The organism is Flavobacterium sp. UW10123, from assembly GCF_040538975.1.
In the GTDB taxonomy this organism is placed as follows: domain Bacteria; phylum Bacteroidota; class Bacteroidia; order Flavobacteriales; family Flavobacteriaceae; genus Flavobacterium.
Genome location: NZ_JBEWQE010000001.1, coordinates 514,047 through 530,735, shown reverse-complemented (window position 1 = coordinate 530,735; position 16,689 = coordinate 514,047). Strand labels below are relative to the sequence as shown.

At 30.8% G+C, this 16,689-nt stretch carries 13 protein-coding genes and 1 tRNA gene; 4 read left to right on the top strand and 10 right to left on the bottom strand.

Annotated elements, in window-relative coordinates; translation table 11 throughout:
* Positions 1 to 475 precede the first annotated feature (475 nt).
* Together ybeY and ABXT06_RS02335 are read right to left on the bottom strand one after the other, a co-directional pair.
* Positions 476 to 895 carry an rRNA maturation RNase YbeY gene (ybeY, locus tag ABXT06_RS02340; protein WP_111368316.1) on the bottom strand — a complete coding sequence of 140 codons (420 nt, stop codon included), beginning with the start codon at positions 893 to 895 and terminating at the stop codon, positions 476 to 478.
* On the bottom strand, positions 892 to 4,293 hold the full coding sequence (locus ABXT06_RS02335) for a hypothetical protein (protein WP_354589289.1): 3,402 nt from the start codon (positions 4,291 to 4,293) through the stop codon (positions 892 to 894). The genes ybeY and ABXT06_RS02335 overlap by 4 nt, the downstream gene beginning before the upstream one ends.
* 162 nt (positions 4,294 to 4,455) lie before the next feature.
* Here ABXT06_RS02335 and gltX point away from each other — a divergent pair, with 162 nt between their 5' ends.
* Together gltX and ABXT06_RS02325 are read left to right on the top strand one after the other, a co-directional pair.
* Positions 4,456 to 5,961: a glutamate--tRNA ligase gene (gene gltX, locus ABXT06_RS02330; RefSeq protein WP_354589288.1), complete on the top strand. Its 1,506-nt coding sequence runs from the start codon at positions 4,456 to 4,458 to the stop codon at positions 5,959 to 5,961.
* A 134-nt stretch (positions 5,962 to 6,095) separates the two neighbouring features.
* The gene (locus ABXT06_RS02325) at positions 6,096 to 7,079 is read left to right on the top strand and encodes an SPFH domain-containing protein (RefSeq protein ID WP_354589287.1); all 984 of its coding nucleotides are present in this window, start codon (positions 6,096 to 6,098) and stop codon (positions 7,077 to 7,079) included.
* A 20-nt stretch (positions 7,080 to 7,099) separates the two neighbouring features.
* On the opposite strand, the gene ABXT06_RS02320 is transcribed toward ABXT06_RS02325, so the two are convergent.
* From ABXT06_RS02320 to ABXT06_RS02300, 5 genes are all read right to left on the bottom strand, one after another.
* A complete protein-coding gene (locus ABXT06_RS02320) occupies positions 7,100 to 7,354 on the bottom strand; it encodes a DUF6327 family protein (RefSeq protein WP_177211520.1) in 255 nt (84 codons plus the stop codon).
* A 2-nt stretch (positions 7,355 to 7,356) separates the two neighbouring features.
* Positions 7,357 to 7,707: a competence protein gene (locus ABXT06_RS02315; protein ID WP_354589286.1), complete on the bottom strand. Its 351-nt coding sequence runs from the start codon at positions 7,705 to 7,707 to the stop codon at positions 7,357 to 7,359.
* A 73-nt stretch (positions 7,708 to 7,780) separates the two neighbouring features.
* Complete coding sequence (locus tag ABXT06_RS02310; protein ID WP_286969903.1) at positions 7,781 to 8,107, bottom strand: YtxH domain-containing protein; 327 nt, start codon at positions 8,105 to 8,107, stop codon at positions 7,781 to 7,783.
* Positions 8,108 to 8,200: 93 nt separating this feature from the next.
* Positions 8,201 to 8,680: a hypothetical protein gene (locus ABXT06_RS02305; protein ID WP_354589285.1), complete on the bottom strand. Its 480-nt coding sequence runs from the start codon at positions 8,678 to 8,680 to the stop codon at positions 8,201 to 8,203.
* A 1,212-nt stretch (positions 8,681 to 9,892) separates the two neighbouring features.
* Positions 9,893 to 12,010 carry a glutamine--tRNA ligase/YqeY domain fusion protein gene (locus tag ABXT06_RS02300; protein WP_354589284.1) on the bottom strand — a complete coding sequence of 706 codons (2,118 nt, stop codon included), beginning with the start codon at positions 12,008 to 12,010 and terminating at the stop codon, positions 9,893 to 9,895.
* Between the two features lie 107 nt (positions 12,011 to 12,117).
* Between ABXT06_RS02300 and folB the strand changes: the two genes are divergently transcribed.
* On the top strand, positions 12,118 to 12,477 hold the full coding sequence (gene folB, locus ABXT06_RS02295) for a dihydroneopterin aldolase (RefSeq protein WP_354589283.1): 360 nt from the start codon (positions 12,118 to 12,120) through the stop codon (positions 12,475 to 12,477).
* A 94-nt stretch (positions 12,478 to 12,571) separates the two neighbouring features.
* Positions 12,572 to 12,642: transfer RNA gene (locus ABXT06_RS02290), tRNA-Cys, on the top strand.
* A 435-nt stretch (positions 12,643 to 13,077) separates the two neighbouring features.
* On the opposite strand, the gene ABXT06_RS02285 is transcribed toward ABXT06_RS02290, so the two are convergent.
* The 3 genes from ABXT06_RS02285 to rnr are packed head-to-tail and all read right to left on the bottom strand — an operon-like array spanning position 13,078 to position 16,646.
* Positions 13,078 to 13,758: a LysE family translocator gene (locus ABXT06_RS02285; RefSeq protein ID WP_354589282.1), complete on the bottom strand. Its 681-nt coding sequence runs from the start codon at positions 13,756 to 13,758 to the stop codon at positions 13,078 to 13,080.
* 13 nt (positions 13,759 to 13,771) lie between these two features.
* Positions 13,772 to 14,440 (bottom strand): head GIN domain-containing protein, encoded by a 669-nt coding sequence (locus tag ABXT06_RS02280; protein ID WP_354589281.1) that lies wholly within the window; start codon positions 14,438 to 14,440, stop codon positions 13,772 to 13,774.
* Between the two features lie 22 nt (positions 14,441 to 14,462).
* Positions 14,463 to 16,646 (bottom strand): ribonuclease R, encoded by a 2,184-nt coding sequence (rnr, locus tag ABXT06_RS02275; RefSeq protein WP_354589280.1) that lies wholly within the window; start codon positions 16,644 to 16,646, stop codon positions 14,463 to 14,465.
* Positions 16,647 to 16,689: the final 43 nt, after the last annotated feature.

Below are 16,689 nucleotides of genomic sequence, written 5' to 3'. Positions count from 1 at the left end.
TTTCAAACTAGAACTTTCAAACTAGAACTTTCAAACTAGAACTTTCAAACTAGAACTTTCAAACTAGAACTTTCAAACTAGAACTTTCAAACTAGAACTTTCAAATCAGAACTTTCAAATCAGAACTTTCAAAGTAAATGTTTCATGTGAAACATTCTAAACTTCCATTCTAAACCTACTAAACCAAAAACTTCTTATATTCCACGTGAAACGTTTTAAATATATCAATCTCGAAATTTCAATTCCCAGAATCTTTCCACGTGAAACATCACGTTCTATTCTTTTAAACTCAAACCTAAAAATCGTTCCACGTGGAACGATTTAATATTTTATTCGAATTTCTATATAACGTTCCACGTGGAACGTTATTATTTTTTTACTTATAATTTTTAAATATGTTTCACGTGGAACGTTGTAAAAAATCAAAACTTAAAACGTTTCACGTGGAACATATTTATAATAAAAAGAAATTTAATTACTGTTCCACGTGAAACATCTTCATCTTCTCTTCTTCTTTTGCTCTCATTAATTGAGCATCTTCATCGGTCTTATCCTTGTATCCACAGTAATGAAGTATACCGTGAGATAATACTCTTTTAAGTTCTTCAGCAAAGGAAACATTGAAGTCTTTTGCGTTGTCTGCAACACGTTCTACAGAAACAAAAATATCTCCATTCAACTCGTTACCAACAGTATAATCAAAACTAATAATATCTGTTAGGGTATCGTGATCTAAATATTCTACATTAATTTTATGAAGATATTCATCATCACAAAATATATAATTTATCTCGCCTTCATTCTTTCCTTCAGAAACAATTACAGCACTAAGCCAGTCACTAAAAGCCTGCTCGTCTCCTAAAGTAAAATCTGTTTCGTAATTAAAATTTATCATTTTGCATTAAAGTATTCTTGAACTTTTTGATTAAAATTCGAGCGCAAAGGTAGTGATTGTCTGTTTAATATCTCCACACTGTTTAAATATTCCAATAGTGAACTTGGTAAAGCATTCGAACGATTCGTAAATTCTGCCTTATTAGTTTCAGATTGTCTTTGTGTATCCTGACCTTGTTGCTGAACTGCATTATTTAATTTCCATAATTCTTGTTGGATGTTTAGAATGCGCTGTAGGTTTTCATTCTTAAATCCTTTATTCAAAATCTGCTTTTCAGATTGTTTCATCTGATCAATAATAGATCTGCCTTGAGCATCTAGACCTTTCTTCGCTAACTCTTTTTGTAATGCTTCACGAAGTTTAACTTGCTCTTTATATATTTCCATTATAGCTTCTGCATCGCCTTCTCCATCTTCCCCTTCATTACCGTTCTTTTCTCCTTTTCCATTTTTTACATCTTTACTAGAAGTACCTTTGTCGCCACTTTTATTTCCTTGACCTTCCTTGCCCTGACCATCTTTACCCTGTCCGTTTTGTCCTTGTCCAGACTTTCCATCTTTACCTTCACCAGGTTTATCTCCAGGTTGCTGTCCAGGTTTCATTCCCTCTTTCATTTTATCGGCAAGACCTTTTTGTTTCTGAATAATATCTGGCAATTGCATTCCTTGTCCGTCACCTGGTTTAGGTTTCCCCGCTCCCGGTTTAGACATAGACATCTGCATATTATTCAATAAATCACTTAAGAAATCAGCTAGCTTATTAGCAGATGAAACTGCATATTGTTGGTGTGAAACTCCTCTTGGAATCTGTACATCAGTTAAAGTTTCAATTGCCTTGTCCATGTTGTATTGTACATTTCCAATTTCTTTAGTTACGTCTTCTGCTACTTTTGGATTACGTAATGAAAGTGCAAACAAACTGTCATCTACATGTCTAAACTGCTGTTTCAAATTCTGTTGAATCTTGATGTTTTTTGTAAATGTAGAAGAACCCAATTTCATTGCTTTAAACTGTTTCATCACATCTTCTTGCGACAAAGAATAAGCTAAAAGATTATCTAAAATTTGACGAAGCATTGCTACATCTTCTTCTAATTGTTCTTGTTCTCCACCTTCCATTTCGCTCTGCATTTCCTGAGCCATAGACTTCATTTTTTTTGCAGCACTTTTCTGTTTTGGTTTAGCTCCAGAAGTATTCTTTTTACTCAATTCTTCAGAAGCTTTATTAAGATCATTGTCTAGATCTTTCTCTCTAGAAGCATCTGATGGGATATCCAAAGGTTTCTTCAAAGTCTTATTTTCCTCTTTCAAATCTTTTAAATCTTCCTGAATCTTATCAAAAGATTTATTGATTTCATCCTGCTTCTCTTTAGTGTTTTCTTTCTCTTTATTAGATAACTGTTCCTGTTGTTCTGACAGTTTGTTTAGTTTCTCAGCAACCTGTTCTGCTTTCTTTGAAACATAAAAACGTTTGGTTAGCTCCACCAATTGTTCTAAATTACGAGATTGGTTTTTACTAATTTGCTTGAACTTTTCCATCTTATCAAACAGTTCTTCACTGTTTAATTTATCATTCAAGTTCTTCAATTCGTCTAATAATTTCTGATTCTTTTCTAAATTTTTCTGAGCATTATCTAAACGCTTTTGTAAATCTTCAGCCGTTTTATCTTTCTTATCGTCTTTAAACTTATCCAGATTCTGATTCATTTTCTCAGAAAACTGTTTCATCATTTCGTCTTGTTGTTTCTGACGTTTGATAAAATCATTGATCTTTTGCTGATCTTTAAACTCTAAATTATCTTTTTCTTTTCCTGTATTCTGAAGCTTATCCATTTCTGAAATCTGCTTCGTTTGGTTCTTCAAAGATTTAGATAAACTATTAATGTTTTGATTTTGTTGTTGCAATTCCTGATCCTGAATTTCATCTGTTGTAGCTACACGATCTGAAAATGTAGAAGACTTTGTAGACTTAAATCCGTGTGGTGCATCATTATCAAAAACCTCAAAATAGTACTCATAAGAAACTCCTTCTTCTACTGGAAGATTACTTGGAAAATTAAAAACAAACTGATCAAATACTCCACTCTTCACAGGAATATTTCCACGTTTAGCAGATTGAGGTTTGTTACGTTCGTAATACACAATTTGTAATTTAGAAAGTCCATAATCGTCACCCAATCTTCCTAGAATATAGTTCTTATCTAGCTTCAAACTGTCTGGTGCAGGACCAACATTGATAGTTGGAAACTGATCTTTGATCACAGACAGCTGATAATCGAGTTTTTCGTAGTTTTTAACCTTATCATTAGACGTAAGTATTTGATATTCGGTATTTTGACTTATATTTTTAGCAAATTTAAACTCATTTTCTGCCTTATTGAACTTAAATACTTCATTATCTCTTTTCCATACTACTTCTTGCGTAGATTTGGTGTTCATTTTCCAAATTACAGTCGTCCCTTCTGGTACAATTGCATTTCCTGTTCCTTGAATTGTCTCTGATTTTTTCTTTAGATAAGAAGGAAAATTCAAAACCATTTCGAAGTTTGCAATAGATGGAACTGTGATAACTTTCAATTCGTATTCTTCTGAAACAACTGAATTTCCTTCAAAAGAAAAACGAATATCTTCTGCTGGTTTTTCAACTTTAAATTCAAACTTTCCAGGTTGAGAAGATTCCATAAAATAGCTTTCGTCACCAATATGAATCATCACATTTTCTGGAACAACATTCCCAACAGATTCCATTTTGATGACAAAATCTTTGTTTTGCTCTGCTTGCAAATTAGAATTCAGAACTACAAATTTGAAAGGAGCTGGAGGTAAAAAAGCAGAATTGAAATGCACTACTCTATTCAAACTTTGAGAAATTACATTACTATTTCCAGAAATATAAAACACAGCAAAAAGCAAAATTGGAACTAAAGCTAATGGTAAATATTTTTTGTTAGCTTTAAAATTGATGGCATTTCCAAATGGAATTGGTTGTAAAGAATTTGCTTTTTGTTCTATCGAAGCCAAAACCAATTCAGAACTTTCAACATTATTCTCAGAAGACAATTGCAAAAAGTTAGTCAGCTTATCGCTTACTTCTGTGAAATGATTTCCAATAATTTTTGAAGCTTGGCTATAATCAATTCCCTTTTGAAGTTTGAATAACTTGAATAATGGGAAAAGAATTAAACGGACTAAAAGGAAAACTTCAACTCCGACAAATAACCAAAACAGAAAAGTTCTTCCCAGAGGTTTTAACCAAAGAAAGTACTCTACAAAAAGCGTAAATAGAAAATACAATAAACCAAAACCGGTAAAAAGTAATATCCCTTTTATCAGTTCGTTGGTATAATATTTCTTAATGAAAGCCTCTAACTTTTGATATATTGCAGACGATGTTTTCAAAATAAATCTGTTTTAATTATAACCTATAAAAGTAATAATTTTAATTAGATAATGATCAATTAGAAAATTAGTCAATTAAGCTTAACACAAGACATTATCTAATTAAACTCATTTTCTAATTATCTAATTAGAGTCGTATCTTTGCAACAAAATTTTAAACAAATGTCAAAGCAAGTTCGTGTGCGTTTTGCACCAAGTCCGACTGGACCGTTACATATTGGCGGAGTTCGTACTGCCCTATTTAATTATTTATTTGCAAAGAAACATAACGGTGTTTTTTATCTGAGAATTGAAGATACAGATCAGACTCGTTTTGTTCCAGGTGCAGAGGCTTACATTATGGAAGCTTTAGAATGGTTAGGAATTGCTCCTGAAGAAACGGTTGGGAAAAATGAAAAATTTGGTCCATACAGACAAAGCGAACGTAAAGATCTTTATCAACAATATGCCGATCAATTAATCAATTCTGGTTGGGCATATTATGCTTTTGATACTCCGGAAGCTTTGGATGCACATAGAAAACAACACGAAGCTGAAGGAAAAACATTTATTTACAATCACCACAATCGTGAAAAGTTAGATACATCTTTAATAATTTCTGCCGAAGAAACTGCTAAAAGAATTGCAAATGGAGAACATTATGTGATTCGTTTCAAAACTCCGGTTGATGAAACTTTACATTTAAAAGATATTATTCGTGGTGATGTTAAGTTTGAAACGAATCTTTTGGATGACAAAGTTCTTTTCAAAAGTGACGGAATGCCAACATACCATTTAGCTAATATTGTTGATGATCATTTGATGGAAACTTCACATGTAATTCGTGGAGAAGAATGGTTGCCATCTATGCCTCTTCACGTTTTATTATACAAAGCATTTGGTTGGGAAGCTCCAGAATTTGCACATTTACCTTTGATTTTAAAACCAATTGGAAATGGTAAATTATCAAAAAGAGATGGAGACAAAATGGGATTCCCTGTATTTCCATTAGAATGGAAAACTGAAGAAGGTGTTTCATCTGGTTACAGAGAAAAAGGATTTTTTCCAGAAGCAGTTGTAAACTTCTTAGCTTTACTTGGATGGAATGATGGAACTGATAAAGAATTATTTTCTTTAGAAGAATTAGCAGAAGCTTTTGACTTAAACCGAGTTCATAAAGCGGGAGCTAAATTTGATCCTGAGAAAAACAAATGGTTCAACCACCAATATTTAGTAAAACAAAATGATGCTGATTTAGCAAAAACCTTTTCTCCTATTTTAGAAGAAAAAGGCATTGATGTTTCTAAATATGATCTAACAAGAATTGTTTCTTTGATTAAAGAAAGAGCAAACTTTGTATCAGAATTTTGGGATTTAACTGATTTCTTTTTTCAGGCTCCAACATCATACGATGAAAAAGCAAGTAAAAATTGGAAAGAAGAAACTCCAACTTTAATGCAAGAACTGATTTCTGTTTTAGAAAATATTGAAGATTTTACTTCTGCAAATATAGAAGCAATCGTAAAAGATTGGTTAACCAAAAACGAAATCGGAATGGGTAAAGTAATGCAACCTTTCCGTCTAAGTTTGGTTGGAGCGCTTAAAGGTCCTCACCTATTTGACATAGTTGAAATCATTGGAAAAGAAGAAACTATTTCTAGAATTCACAAAGCAATTGAAACTTTATAATTAAAATTTCATTTAAAAATAGAAACGCTAAGTAACATCTTAAAAATGTTCTTAGCGTTTTTTTAATGTTTGATAATTTCTTTTTAGAAGAATTTTCGTAATTTACCGAAATTCATAAATTAAACTAAATAACCATGGGTACAGCATTTATTATCTTATTAGTATTCGGATTCTTCATTTTAATGTCTTCCTTTTTTACAGTGAAGCAACAAACTTCTATCGTGATCGAAAGATTTGGAAAATTTCTTAGTGTTAGAAATTCAGGATTACAATTAAAAATTCCGATTGTTGATAGAATTGCAGGACGTGTAAATCTTAAGATTCAACAGTTAGATGTTATCATCGAAACTAAAACCAGAGACAACGTTTTCATCAAAATGAAAGTTTCTGTTCAGTTCAAAGTAATTCAAGAAAAAGTATACGAAGCTTTTTATAAACTAGAATATCCACACGATCAGATTACTTCTTATGTTTTTGATGTGGTTCGTGCCGAAGTTCCGAAATTAAAACTGGATGATGTTTTTGAAAGAAAAGATGATATTGCGGTTGCAGTGAAACGTGAATTGAACGAAGCAATGTCTACTTACGGATATGATATCATCAATACTTTGGTTACTGATATTGATCCGGACATTCAGGTAAAAAATGCAATGAACAGAATTAACGCTGCCGATAGAGAAAAAACAGCAGCTGAATTTGAAGCAGAAAGTTCAAGAATTAGAATCGTTGCAAAAGCAAAAGCGGAAGCAGAAAGTAAACGTTTACAAGGACAAGGTATTGCAGATCAGCGTCGTGAAATTGCAAGAGGTCTTGTAGAAAGTGTTGAAGTTTTGAACAATGTTGGAATTAATTCTCAAGAAGCTTCTGCCCTAATTGTAGTTACTCAGCATTATGATACTTTACAATCTATCGGTTCTGATACAAATTCTAATTTAATTCTTCTTCCAAATTCTCCACAAGCTGGAAGTGACATGTTGAACAATATGGTGGCTTCTTTTACAGCTTCTAACCAAGTTGGCGAAATGATGAAAAAAGGAAATAAGAAAATCGAAAAACCAAAACCAACTCACAGACAATCTGGTTATGAAGATGACATTCAACCAGACGTTCAACAATAATATAAAAATGAAAAAGAGGCTTAATCGCCTCTTTTTCTATTTATAAACCAACCTATTACATACGGTAAAATGGTCTGTAGAATTTTTACATAAGAATTTGAAAAGTAATCAGTGTAAGATGAAATAAAACCATTTACAATATTTTGTGGTGTGATACTTTCCTTTGTTTTCTGAAAACTCAAAACCAATTTCTGATAATTGATTTCTTTTTCCAGTTTTAAAATTTCTAGATCTCTTTCAATCTCAGCATACGAAGAGTATTTTTTTCTTTCCATAATTAATCATTAAAAAAGATTTCTGAAAATTTCTCCAAGATTGGTCCTTCAACAAATTTGTCTTTTATAAAGAAAAGCAAAATGGTTATTACCAGATAGATTCCTCCTACCGTCAAAAATCCGAGTGCATTACTTTCAAACAAAGAACCAAAAGCATACGCTGCGGCAAAAGATCCAAAAATCATCACCATACTGAAACACAATAAAATCAAGGTAAACTTAAAGATTAAAGTTGTTGATTTCATTGCAACCTTAAAACCCCAAAGCTTATAATAAGCTAAATGACTATCAATATATTCTTTAGCCTGATCTTGAACTTTTTCAGTGTTTTCTCTTAATTCTTCAAAAGCCATAATTAAAATTTTAGATAAAAAAAGCACAAAACTTTCTTATAAAAATAAGCAAGTAATGTGCTTTATAAAAATATTATTTCTGAAGTTTAGCGTTTTGTGCTTTTAACTCAGCCAATTTAGTTTCTAAAAAAGTAATTACTTCTTCTGTTTTATGGCTGACATTAGAAAGTAACTCATTCAAAGTTCCATCAAGATTATGAGTAGCACTCGTAAATTTTTCACGAAGAACTTCAGAGCTGGCATCAAAAGAATCTTTGATATTATGTTTAGCATCATCGATACCTTCCTTAATTTTTGCTCTTGTTTTTGATCCTTTATCTGGAGCAAATAAAATTCCGATTGCCGCTCCTGCAGCTGCTGCAGCTAAAATTGCTGCTGCTGTATTTAAATTCTTAGACATGATAGTTACAATTTAAAATTATTAATAAAGATACTCTTTTTTAAAATGATAAAACTTTGATTAATTGCAATTTACAAAAAATTAACAATCTTATTAATACACATAAGCTACAGCTTCGTACTTACCATCTGCTTTTTCAACAATGCTAACAAATGGATAACCACTTGAAGCCGATTTAGATTTGATTCTCATAGCAGTCTGGTTCTGATTTGCAATTGGCGGTTCGCCTTTTGTCCTTGTTGAGACTCCTGTAAAACTAGCTACTTGTTTCAGTCCTATTGTTTTCTCTTGTGGAAGAACAGTTACCATTTTGTAATCGTCTTTTGAATCAACTACTATTTTATCAGAAACCTTTTGAGTTTGTTTTGTTTCTTTATTTGTAATAGATGAAACTGCATACTTACTGATTTTGATTTCTACAGAACTTCCTTTTAAAGAATAGTAAACAAAACCATTTTCGTTTTTAATAAAATTTACATCAAGTTGTTCTCCGTTGTGTTTTGTAATTTGATGTGTTTGTGAAATTGCTACGTTTGCAAATAATAATGCTACTGCGAAATATAAAATTTTCATGATAATTAGATTTAAATTAAAAATTGTCAGACCTGAAATTTAAAAACTAAACTTTCACTCAAATTCAACATTATGGAATTTTATCATTACGATCCAATTTGAAAAAATATCTTTTACGGGAAATATTATCAAAATTACATCATAATAAAAATGAGAACATAAAATTGTCTTTTTAGGAAATCAGTTTTGAAAATCTATTGTGATAAAAATTACGAGTTTCTAAAAGCAATAAATTTCAACTTAGATTCTTTACGGCAAATTTTAATTTTATGCAAAAATCATCTCTGACTTTTGGTATTGAGTTAAAAATAGCAGTTTTATAAACAATTGTGTGTTAACAACCCGTTAAACTGACTAAAATAACAGTAAAAACTAAAATAAAGACCTTAAATAAACAATATTTCAAAAAATGAGTTATGTATCAATTAAGTTTAAAAAACGTCTTAAAATGAATTTATGAAGGTTAAAATTAATCTATAAAAACTATTATTTTAAATTTTAATATCAATTTTATAAATAATAATTAAAAACTAAAATTTTTACAAATCAATAATAAAAATTTATGAATACAAAAATAAAATCACTAACTCAAAAAATAATAAAAAACTATAGTTTTAAATATTATAGTCAATTTTACAAATAATAATTAAAAACTAAATTTTAAAATAAAATAATAATTAAAACTTATAGTTATAAAAATTGAAGTCTAAAATTAAAAAAATAAGAAAAAACCTCAATTTTATTTTTTTGAGAAGAAAATGGAACTAAAAAAGCAAAAAATTAAAATAAAGAGTTTTAAAGAATGAAAAATAAAAAAAGGTTATATACTCGACTATTTTTAAAATTAGCTTAAAAACAATTTATGAAAGTGACTTTTAATCTATTAAATTTATTAAAATTTAAAATACAATAGTTTTTATAAATAATAAATATAATTAATTAAAATAATGAAAAAATATAAAGTAAATTGATATTAAATAATTTTGGAGCAAAAATCTTGTCTACAAAAACTTAAAAATTAAAATAAAGCCTTTTAATAAACATAAATCAAAAAAATGAATTGGCTATCCAACTAAACTTTATTTTCTATTAAAATCAATTTATGAAAGTCAATCTTAATTTATAAAAATTATAAAATTTCAAATTTCAATAGTAAATCCATATAATAAAAAAAAGCGCTTATAAAAGCGCTTTTCATAAATTAAGTTGATATTACTTCTTCACCATTTCAGAAAGAATTTCAATTTCTCTTTCAGAAGCATTTTTTGGTGGATTTGAATATAATTTCAAAATTTCATCATCAAACTGATTTCTGAAACTTTCACTTTCAATATCTCTTAAGTTTAAAAGTGCTTTTGATCTCACATAAGTCGATTCACTTTTTAAAGACATTGAATATAATTTTTTAATATCATCTTCTTCAAAATCAGTCGATTTCCAGTTTGAATATTTTAAAATAAACTGAGAAAACAACAACGAAGCCTTATTATTGTTGATATTCTTCTTTAAAGAATTCTGTAAAAGAGAAAAACTTGAGATGTTTTTAATATTCTCTCCTATCGCACTTTCAATTGCAATTCTTTCAGCTTTAGTTTCAACTTTAAAATATTTGTTGATATCTTTCAAAGAATTATTGATACTGTTTTCCTCTTTTTTACCCTTTTCTTCCCAAGCATCTTTCAATCCAACAGTCTTGTTAAATACTAATTTTGAAGCAGTTGAGTCTTTATCAACAGTAAAATAACCTAAACGTTGAAATTGGAATTTATCTTCATTTTGAGCTGTTGATAAACTTGGTTCAACATATCCGGTTACAATCTCTAATGAATTTGGATTCACAAAATCTAAGAAATTTTTCTCTTTATAACTGTCCGGTGCTTCATCTGTAAACAAACGATCGTACAAACGAACTTCTGCTTCTAATGCATGCTGAATTGAAACCCAATGCAATGTTCCAGACACTTTTCTTTGGCTAGCTTCTGTCCCACTTCCGCTTAAAGAATCGGTATCATACGTTACATGAATTTCTGTAATATTTCCGTTTTCATCTTTTATAACAGATTCACCTTTAATGATATATGCATTTTTAAGACGAACTTCTTTTCCTAAAGTCAAACGGAAAAATTTAGCTGGAGCTTCTTCCAAAAAGTCTTCTCTTTCTATATATAATTCACGAGAAAAAGGTACTTTTCTGAAACCTGCACTTTCATCTTCCTGATTATTTTCAGCTTCCAACCACTCTTCTTTTCCTTCAGGATAATTTGTAATTACCAGTTTTACAGGATCTAAAACAGCCATTACACGAGGTGCAATTTTGTTTAAATCTTCACGAATGCAGAATTCTAAAACTGATACATTTATTAAATTATCACGTTTTGCAATACCAATTGTATTAGCAAAATTACGTAAAGAAGCAGCTGTATAACCACGTCTTCTTAATCCAGAAATAGTTGACATTCTTGGATCATCCCAACCATTAACATGATTTTCTTTAACTAGTTGCTGTAATTTTCTTTTACTAACAACAGTATGTGATAAGTTACGTCTAGCAAATTCTCTTTGTTTTGGACGCAATTTATTATCATCAAAAATCTGATCTAAAAACCAATCGTATAATTCACGATGAGGCAAAAATTCTAGTGTACAAAATGAGTGTGAGATTTGCTCTAAATAATCACTTTGTCCGTGCGCCCAATCGTACATTGGATAAATTTTCCAAGCATCTCCAGTTCTATGGTGATGTTTATGTAAAATTCTGTACATGATAGGATCACGCATCAACATGTTTGTTGATTTCATGTCAATTTTTGCACGAAGAATATGTGTACCAGCCTCAAATTCACCATTTTTCATTCTTTCGAATAAATCCAAGTTTTCTTCAACAGAACGATTTCTGTACGGACTATCAGTTCCTGGAGTTGTTGGAGTTCCTTTCTGGATCGCCATTTCTTCAGAAGATTGACTGTCAACATACGCTTTATCTTTTTTAATTAATAAAACTGCCCAATCATATAATTGTTGGAAATAATCAGATGCATAACATTCTTCTGCCCATTTGTATCCCAGCCATTCTACATCTTTTTTAATAGCATCAACAAATTCCTGTTCTTCTTTCTCAGGATTTGTATCATCAAAACGTAAATTCACAGGAGATTGATAATCAATTCCTAAACCAAAATTTAACGCAATAGAACTCGCGTGCCCAATGTGTAAATATCCATTAGGTTCTGGTGGAAAACGAAAGCGAAGTTTAGTATTTGAAAGACCTGATTTTACGTCTTCCTCTATGATTTGTTCAATAAAATTGAGTGATTTCTCTTCTGATGCCATTATTTTATAGTAATTTTAGCAAAGATAAAAAAAAGGTTTCAGGTTTCAGGTTTAAAGTTATTTAACTAGCGCAAAACCTGAAACTTTAAACGTGAAACAATATAAAAATGGGAGTCATTAAACTTAAAAACATTCGTACTTTTTCTTACCACGGATGTTTAATTGAAGAAGGAAAAATTGGATCTGATTACACTGTTGATCTAAAAATTAAAACCAATTTACAGAAATCAGCAGAAACAGATCATCTTTTAGACACTGTTGATTATGTTCATTTGAACAAAATTGTAACGGAAGAAATGGCAATTCGTTCGCATTTATTAGAACATGTTGCTAAAAGAATCAATATTCGTGTACTGGCAGAGATAAAAACTGTAGAAAAAACAACAGTTTGGGTTTCTAAAATAAATCCGCCTATTGGTGGTGATGTTGAGTCAGTTACTATAAAAATGACGGAAATTAGAAAGTAATCATTGCAATTAAATCTGTATTTTTTTAAAATAGTTCATTCGAAACTTTTGAAATTTAAAGATTTTAGTTACTTTTGCCAACCGTTCAAGTAATGGCGTCGTGGCCGAGCGGCTAGGCTGGGCTCTGCAAAAGCTCCTACTCCGGTTCGAATCCGGACGATGCCTCAAAACCTTCAAAGCAATTTGAAGGTTTTTTTTATGGTTAATTTTTTGAAAAAATTATATAAAATATATCGGTTCGAATTCAGACGATGGTACAAACAGAGATACAGAAATGTGTCTCTTTTTTTTATGTCTAATTTTTAGAAAAAATTAATTAAAATATACGTTCGAATCCGAACTATGCCTTAAAATCAAAGCAATTTTAAGTTTTTTTTATATCTAATTTTTGTACAATCTTGTCGTTCTGAGGAACGAAGAATCACACTCGTAACTCGACAAAGATTGGCGATTTTCTTCACGGAATTTCTAGTGTGATTCTTCGTTCCTCAGAATGACAAATTAAACTTAAACCTGTTTCAGTTCTAAACTAACACTTATAAACACAAAAAAACCTCTGAAATTCAGAGGTTTAATTTTATATTTTTGAGTTATTAACAACTACTTCTTCTCTATTCTTTCAAAAGCATTTTTAACCATTTCTTTCTCTTTTGGAAACCAACCTTGAACTACTAATGCAAATCCGAAAACCATTAAAACAACGCTAATTCCTTTTTTGATTTTAAGAATATTAGTTGGAGTCATTTTTGATTTTAACTGTTTGGCTAATAAAATCTTAGCACAATCAATTAATAAATAAGTGATAATTACAGCAGTAAAAAATGTCATCATTCTAGGAGTCTGCATATCTAATTTTGGACCAACAGAAATAATTACGGCAAGCCAGAAGCCAAGAACTCCAATGTTAATTACGTTAAGCAAAAAGCCTTTTACAAACAAACTGCCATAGTTTCTTTTCAGAATATCACGATCAATTTCTTCATCGTTTATTTTTTCTTCTTTCTTTAGTTTTACAAACGATATAATACCATAAGAGAGCATAATTATTCCACCAAAAATAAAAAGTGCTGGATCGTCTTTTAAACTGGAAATCAATCTATAACTCCCAAGATAAGCAATAGCAATAAAGAAAATATCTCCCAATACTACACCTAAATCAAAAACAATTGCAGCTCTAAACCCTTTTGTAATGCTGGTTTCTAATAAAACAAAAAATACCGGACCTACCATAAAACTAAGAACAAGTCCCCAGGGAAGTCCCGCTAAAATATCGTTAATCATCAATTACTACTTGTTATTTTACTTCTTCTATTTTACCACCAAAAACTGTTTTTTGGTTTATTTGCTTTGGTTTTCCATAAATGTAAATAGAGCCTCCTGCGCTCACTTTAGCATCAACAAGGGTAGAAGCATTAACATCTGCTTTTCCTCCCGCAGAAACGCTTACAGTAGTCTGAGACGTCTCTAATTTACTTGCTAGTAAATATCCGCCAGCTCCTAAACTTGCATCTTGATTCGCGGCTTTACCAGTTAATGTAATTTTACCTCCAGAAACTGAACTTACTTTTAGCTTATCAACATCCAAATCAACATTAATAATACCGCCTTCTTGAGCACTTACTTTAAAAGAAGTTGCTTTAATGGCTTCACTGCTATTTACCTCTGCTCCTTCATTAACATCGATTAATTCTAAATGTTTATAATACAAAGTTACTTGAAGATCATTTCCTGAAAGTAGTTTTGGGAAAGGCATTCTTAATTTTAGAATTCCATTTTTGTTAACAGCTTCCAGTTCTGCTTCTCTTGTTCCTTTTATAACAATTTTATTTTCAGATGACTGAACTAATTTTACGCTTAATTTATCAAATACTTTAACGGTATCAAAATCTCCTAACTGTTTAGTTACCTGACCAAAAGACATTTGTACAAATAAAATTGCTGCTCCTATAATTAGCTTTTTCATACTTTTATTTTTAAATTAATATTTATTCTGCTCGTCTTAAAAAATGAAAATCAAGTTGTTTTTTCACTAAGTCGGCATTTTTTACTTTCACATAAATTTCGTCTCCTAACTGCAGTAAACGGTTTGAAGTTGCTCCAACCAATGCATATTGTCTTTCGTCAAAAGTATAGTAATCTTCTTTTATTTCTCTAATTCTTACCATTCCTTCGCATTTATTAGAAACGATTTCAACATAAATTCCCCATTCGGTAACACCAGAAATAACTCCAAGAAATTCTTCGTCCTGATGATCCTGCATGTATTTAACCTGCATGTATTTGATACTGTCACGCTCAGCATTTGTTGCTAAGTTTTCCATATTTGAACAATGCAGACATTTGGTTTCGTACGTTTCTTCGTCTACAGAAGCTCCTCCATCCAAATAATACTGCAGCAATCTGTGTACCATTACGTCTGGATAACGACGAATTGGCGATGTAAAATGGCTGTAATAATCAAAAGCCAAACCATAATGGCCAATATTATCAGTCGAATATTTGGCTTTGCTCATACTTCTAATAGCAAGAGTATCAATAAGATTTTGTTCTTTCTTACCATTTACTTCTTCCATCAGAGCATTTATAGATTTTGCTATATCGCCTTTTGTTCTAAAATCAATCTTATAACCAAACTTAGCAATTACAGTTTGCATTGCAATCAGTTTATCTTCATTTGGTTCGTCGTGAATACGGTAAACAAAGGTTTTCTTTTGTTTTCCAATATATTCTGCTACTTTTCTGTTAGCCAAAAGCATAAACTCTTCAATCAAATGATTGGCATCTTTTGATATTTTAAAATATACTCCTTCTGGTTCTCCTTCTTCATTTAGATTAAATTTCACTTCGACTTTATCAAAAGAAATAGCGCCTTGCTGCATTCTTTTCTTTCTCAAAATCTTAGCTAATTCGTCTAGTTTTAAAGTAGCTTCAACAATTTCATCTGATACAACATAAGATTCTCCAGTAATAGAAATATCAACTGGAATGGTATTATTTCCTTTTGTTTCAATAATATGCTGTGCTTCTTCGTACGCAAAACGCTGATCTGAATAAATTACAGTTCTTCCAAACCATTGGTTAATAACCTGTGCAGTTGGAGAAACTTCAAATATTGCTGAGAAAGTATATTTCTCCTCATTTGGACGAAGCGAACAAGCAAAGTTAGACAATACTTCTGGAAGCATTGGCACTACTCTATCTACCAAGTAAACAGAAGTTGCACGTTGATACGCTTCATCATCCAGAATAGTTCCTTCTTCAAGATAATAGGAAACATCGGCAATATGAATTCCGATTTCGAAGTTTCCATTTTCTAACTTTTTGAAAGACAAGGCATCATCAAAATCTTTTGCATCTTTTGGATCTATCGTAAACGTAAGCGTATCACGCATATCACGACGTTTTGCAATCTCAGATTCCTGAATCGAAGTATCTAGTTTTTGTGCAAAAACTTCTACTTCTACAGGGAAATCTGCTGGCAAACCGTATTCAGCCAAAATAGCATGAATTTCAGTATTATGTTCTCCAGGTTTTCCTAAAACTCGAATTACAGATCCAAACGGACTATCGGCTCTTTTTGGCCAGTCTTCAATCTTAACCAACACAACATCACCGTTTTCTGCTTCACCAATTTTATCTTTAGGAATAAAAATATCGGTATACATTTTAGGATTTGCAGTAGAAACAAAAGCAAAATTTGGCTGCATATCAATTACACCAACAAACTCTGTTTTATCTCTTTCTATAACTTCAATTACTTCACCTTCAGGTCTTTTTCCTTTTCTTCTGTTATAAACATAAACCTTTACTTTATCTTTATCTAAAGCTCGATTCAAATTATTGGTCGGAATAAAAACATCTTCTTCGAACTCGTCACAAATAAAATATGCCGTTTTTCTGCTCGTCATATCTATTGTTCCTTCGTAGTAATCCTGGCTTACTGCTTTTACTAAGTACTTTCCAGGTTCTGTTTCTACTATTTTCTTCTGAGCTGCTAAAATCTTTAGATCTTTTATAATCTGATTTCTGCTTTTAGTATCATCAAGTTCTAACTTTGCTCCTATCTGTTTGTAATTAAATGGCTTATTGGCGTTTTGCGATAAAATTTTCAGGATCTTCCCAGAGAAATCTTTCTCTTTTTTTATCGGCTTTCTAATTTTCTTACTCATAAATCTTCTCTTATAAGGTTTAAAATTACAAATAAGAAATCAG

Excerpts from the sequence above, each read along its gene's own strand:
- ABXT06_RS02305 (WP_354589285.1), bottom strand. The coding sequence starts at position 8,680 with ATGAAAATTTTATATTTCGCAGTAGCATTATTATTTGCAAACGTAGCA.
- ABXT06_RS02300 (WP_354589284.1), bottom strand. The coding sequence starts at position 12,010 with ATGGCATCAGAAGAGAAATCACTCAATTTTATTGAACAAATCATAGAG.
- ABXT06_RS02280 (WP_354589281.1), bottom strand. The coding sequence starts at position 14,440 with ATGAAAAAGCTAATTATAGGAGCAGCAATTTTATTTGTACAAATGTCT.
- ABXT06_RS02320 (WP_177211520.1), bottom strand. The coding sequence starts at position 7,354 with ATGGAAAGAAAAAAATACTCTTCGTATGCTGAGATTGAAAGAGATCTA.
- rnr (WP_354589280.1), bottom strand. The coding sequence starts at position 16,646 with ATGAGTAAGAAAATTAGAAAGCCGATAAAAAAAGAGAAAGATTTCTCT.
- gltX (WP_354589288.1), top strand. The coding sequence starts at position 4,456 with ATGTCAAAGCAAGTTCGTGTGCGTTTTGCACCAAGTCCGACTGGACCG.
- ybeY (WP_111368316.1), bottom strand. The coding sequence starts at position 895 with ATGATAAATTTTAATTACGAAACAGATTTTACTTTAGGAGACGAGCAG.
- ABXT06_RS02310 (WP_286969903.1), bottom strand. The coding sequence starts at position 8,107 with ATGTCTAAGAATTTAAATACAGCAGCAGCAATTTTAGCTGCAGCAGCT.
- folB (WP_354589283.1), top strand. The coding sequence starts at position 12,118 with ATGGGAGTCATTAAACTTAAAAACATTCGTACTTTTTCTTACCACGGA.
- ABXT06_RS02315 (WP_354589286.1), bottom strand. The coding sequence starts at position 7,707 with ATGGCTTTTGAAGAATTAAGAGAAAACACTGAAAAAGTTCAAGATCAG.
- ABXT06_RS02285 (WP_354589282.1), bottom strand. The coding sequence starts at position 13,758 with ATGATTAACGATATTTTAGCGGGACTTCCCTGGGGACTTGTTCTTAGT.
- ABXT06_RS02325 (WP_354589287.1), top strand. The coding sequence starts at position 6,096 with ATGGGTACAGCATTTATTATCTTATTAGTATTCGGATTCTTCATTTTA.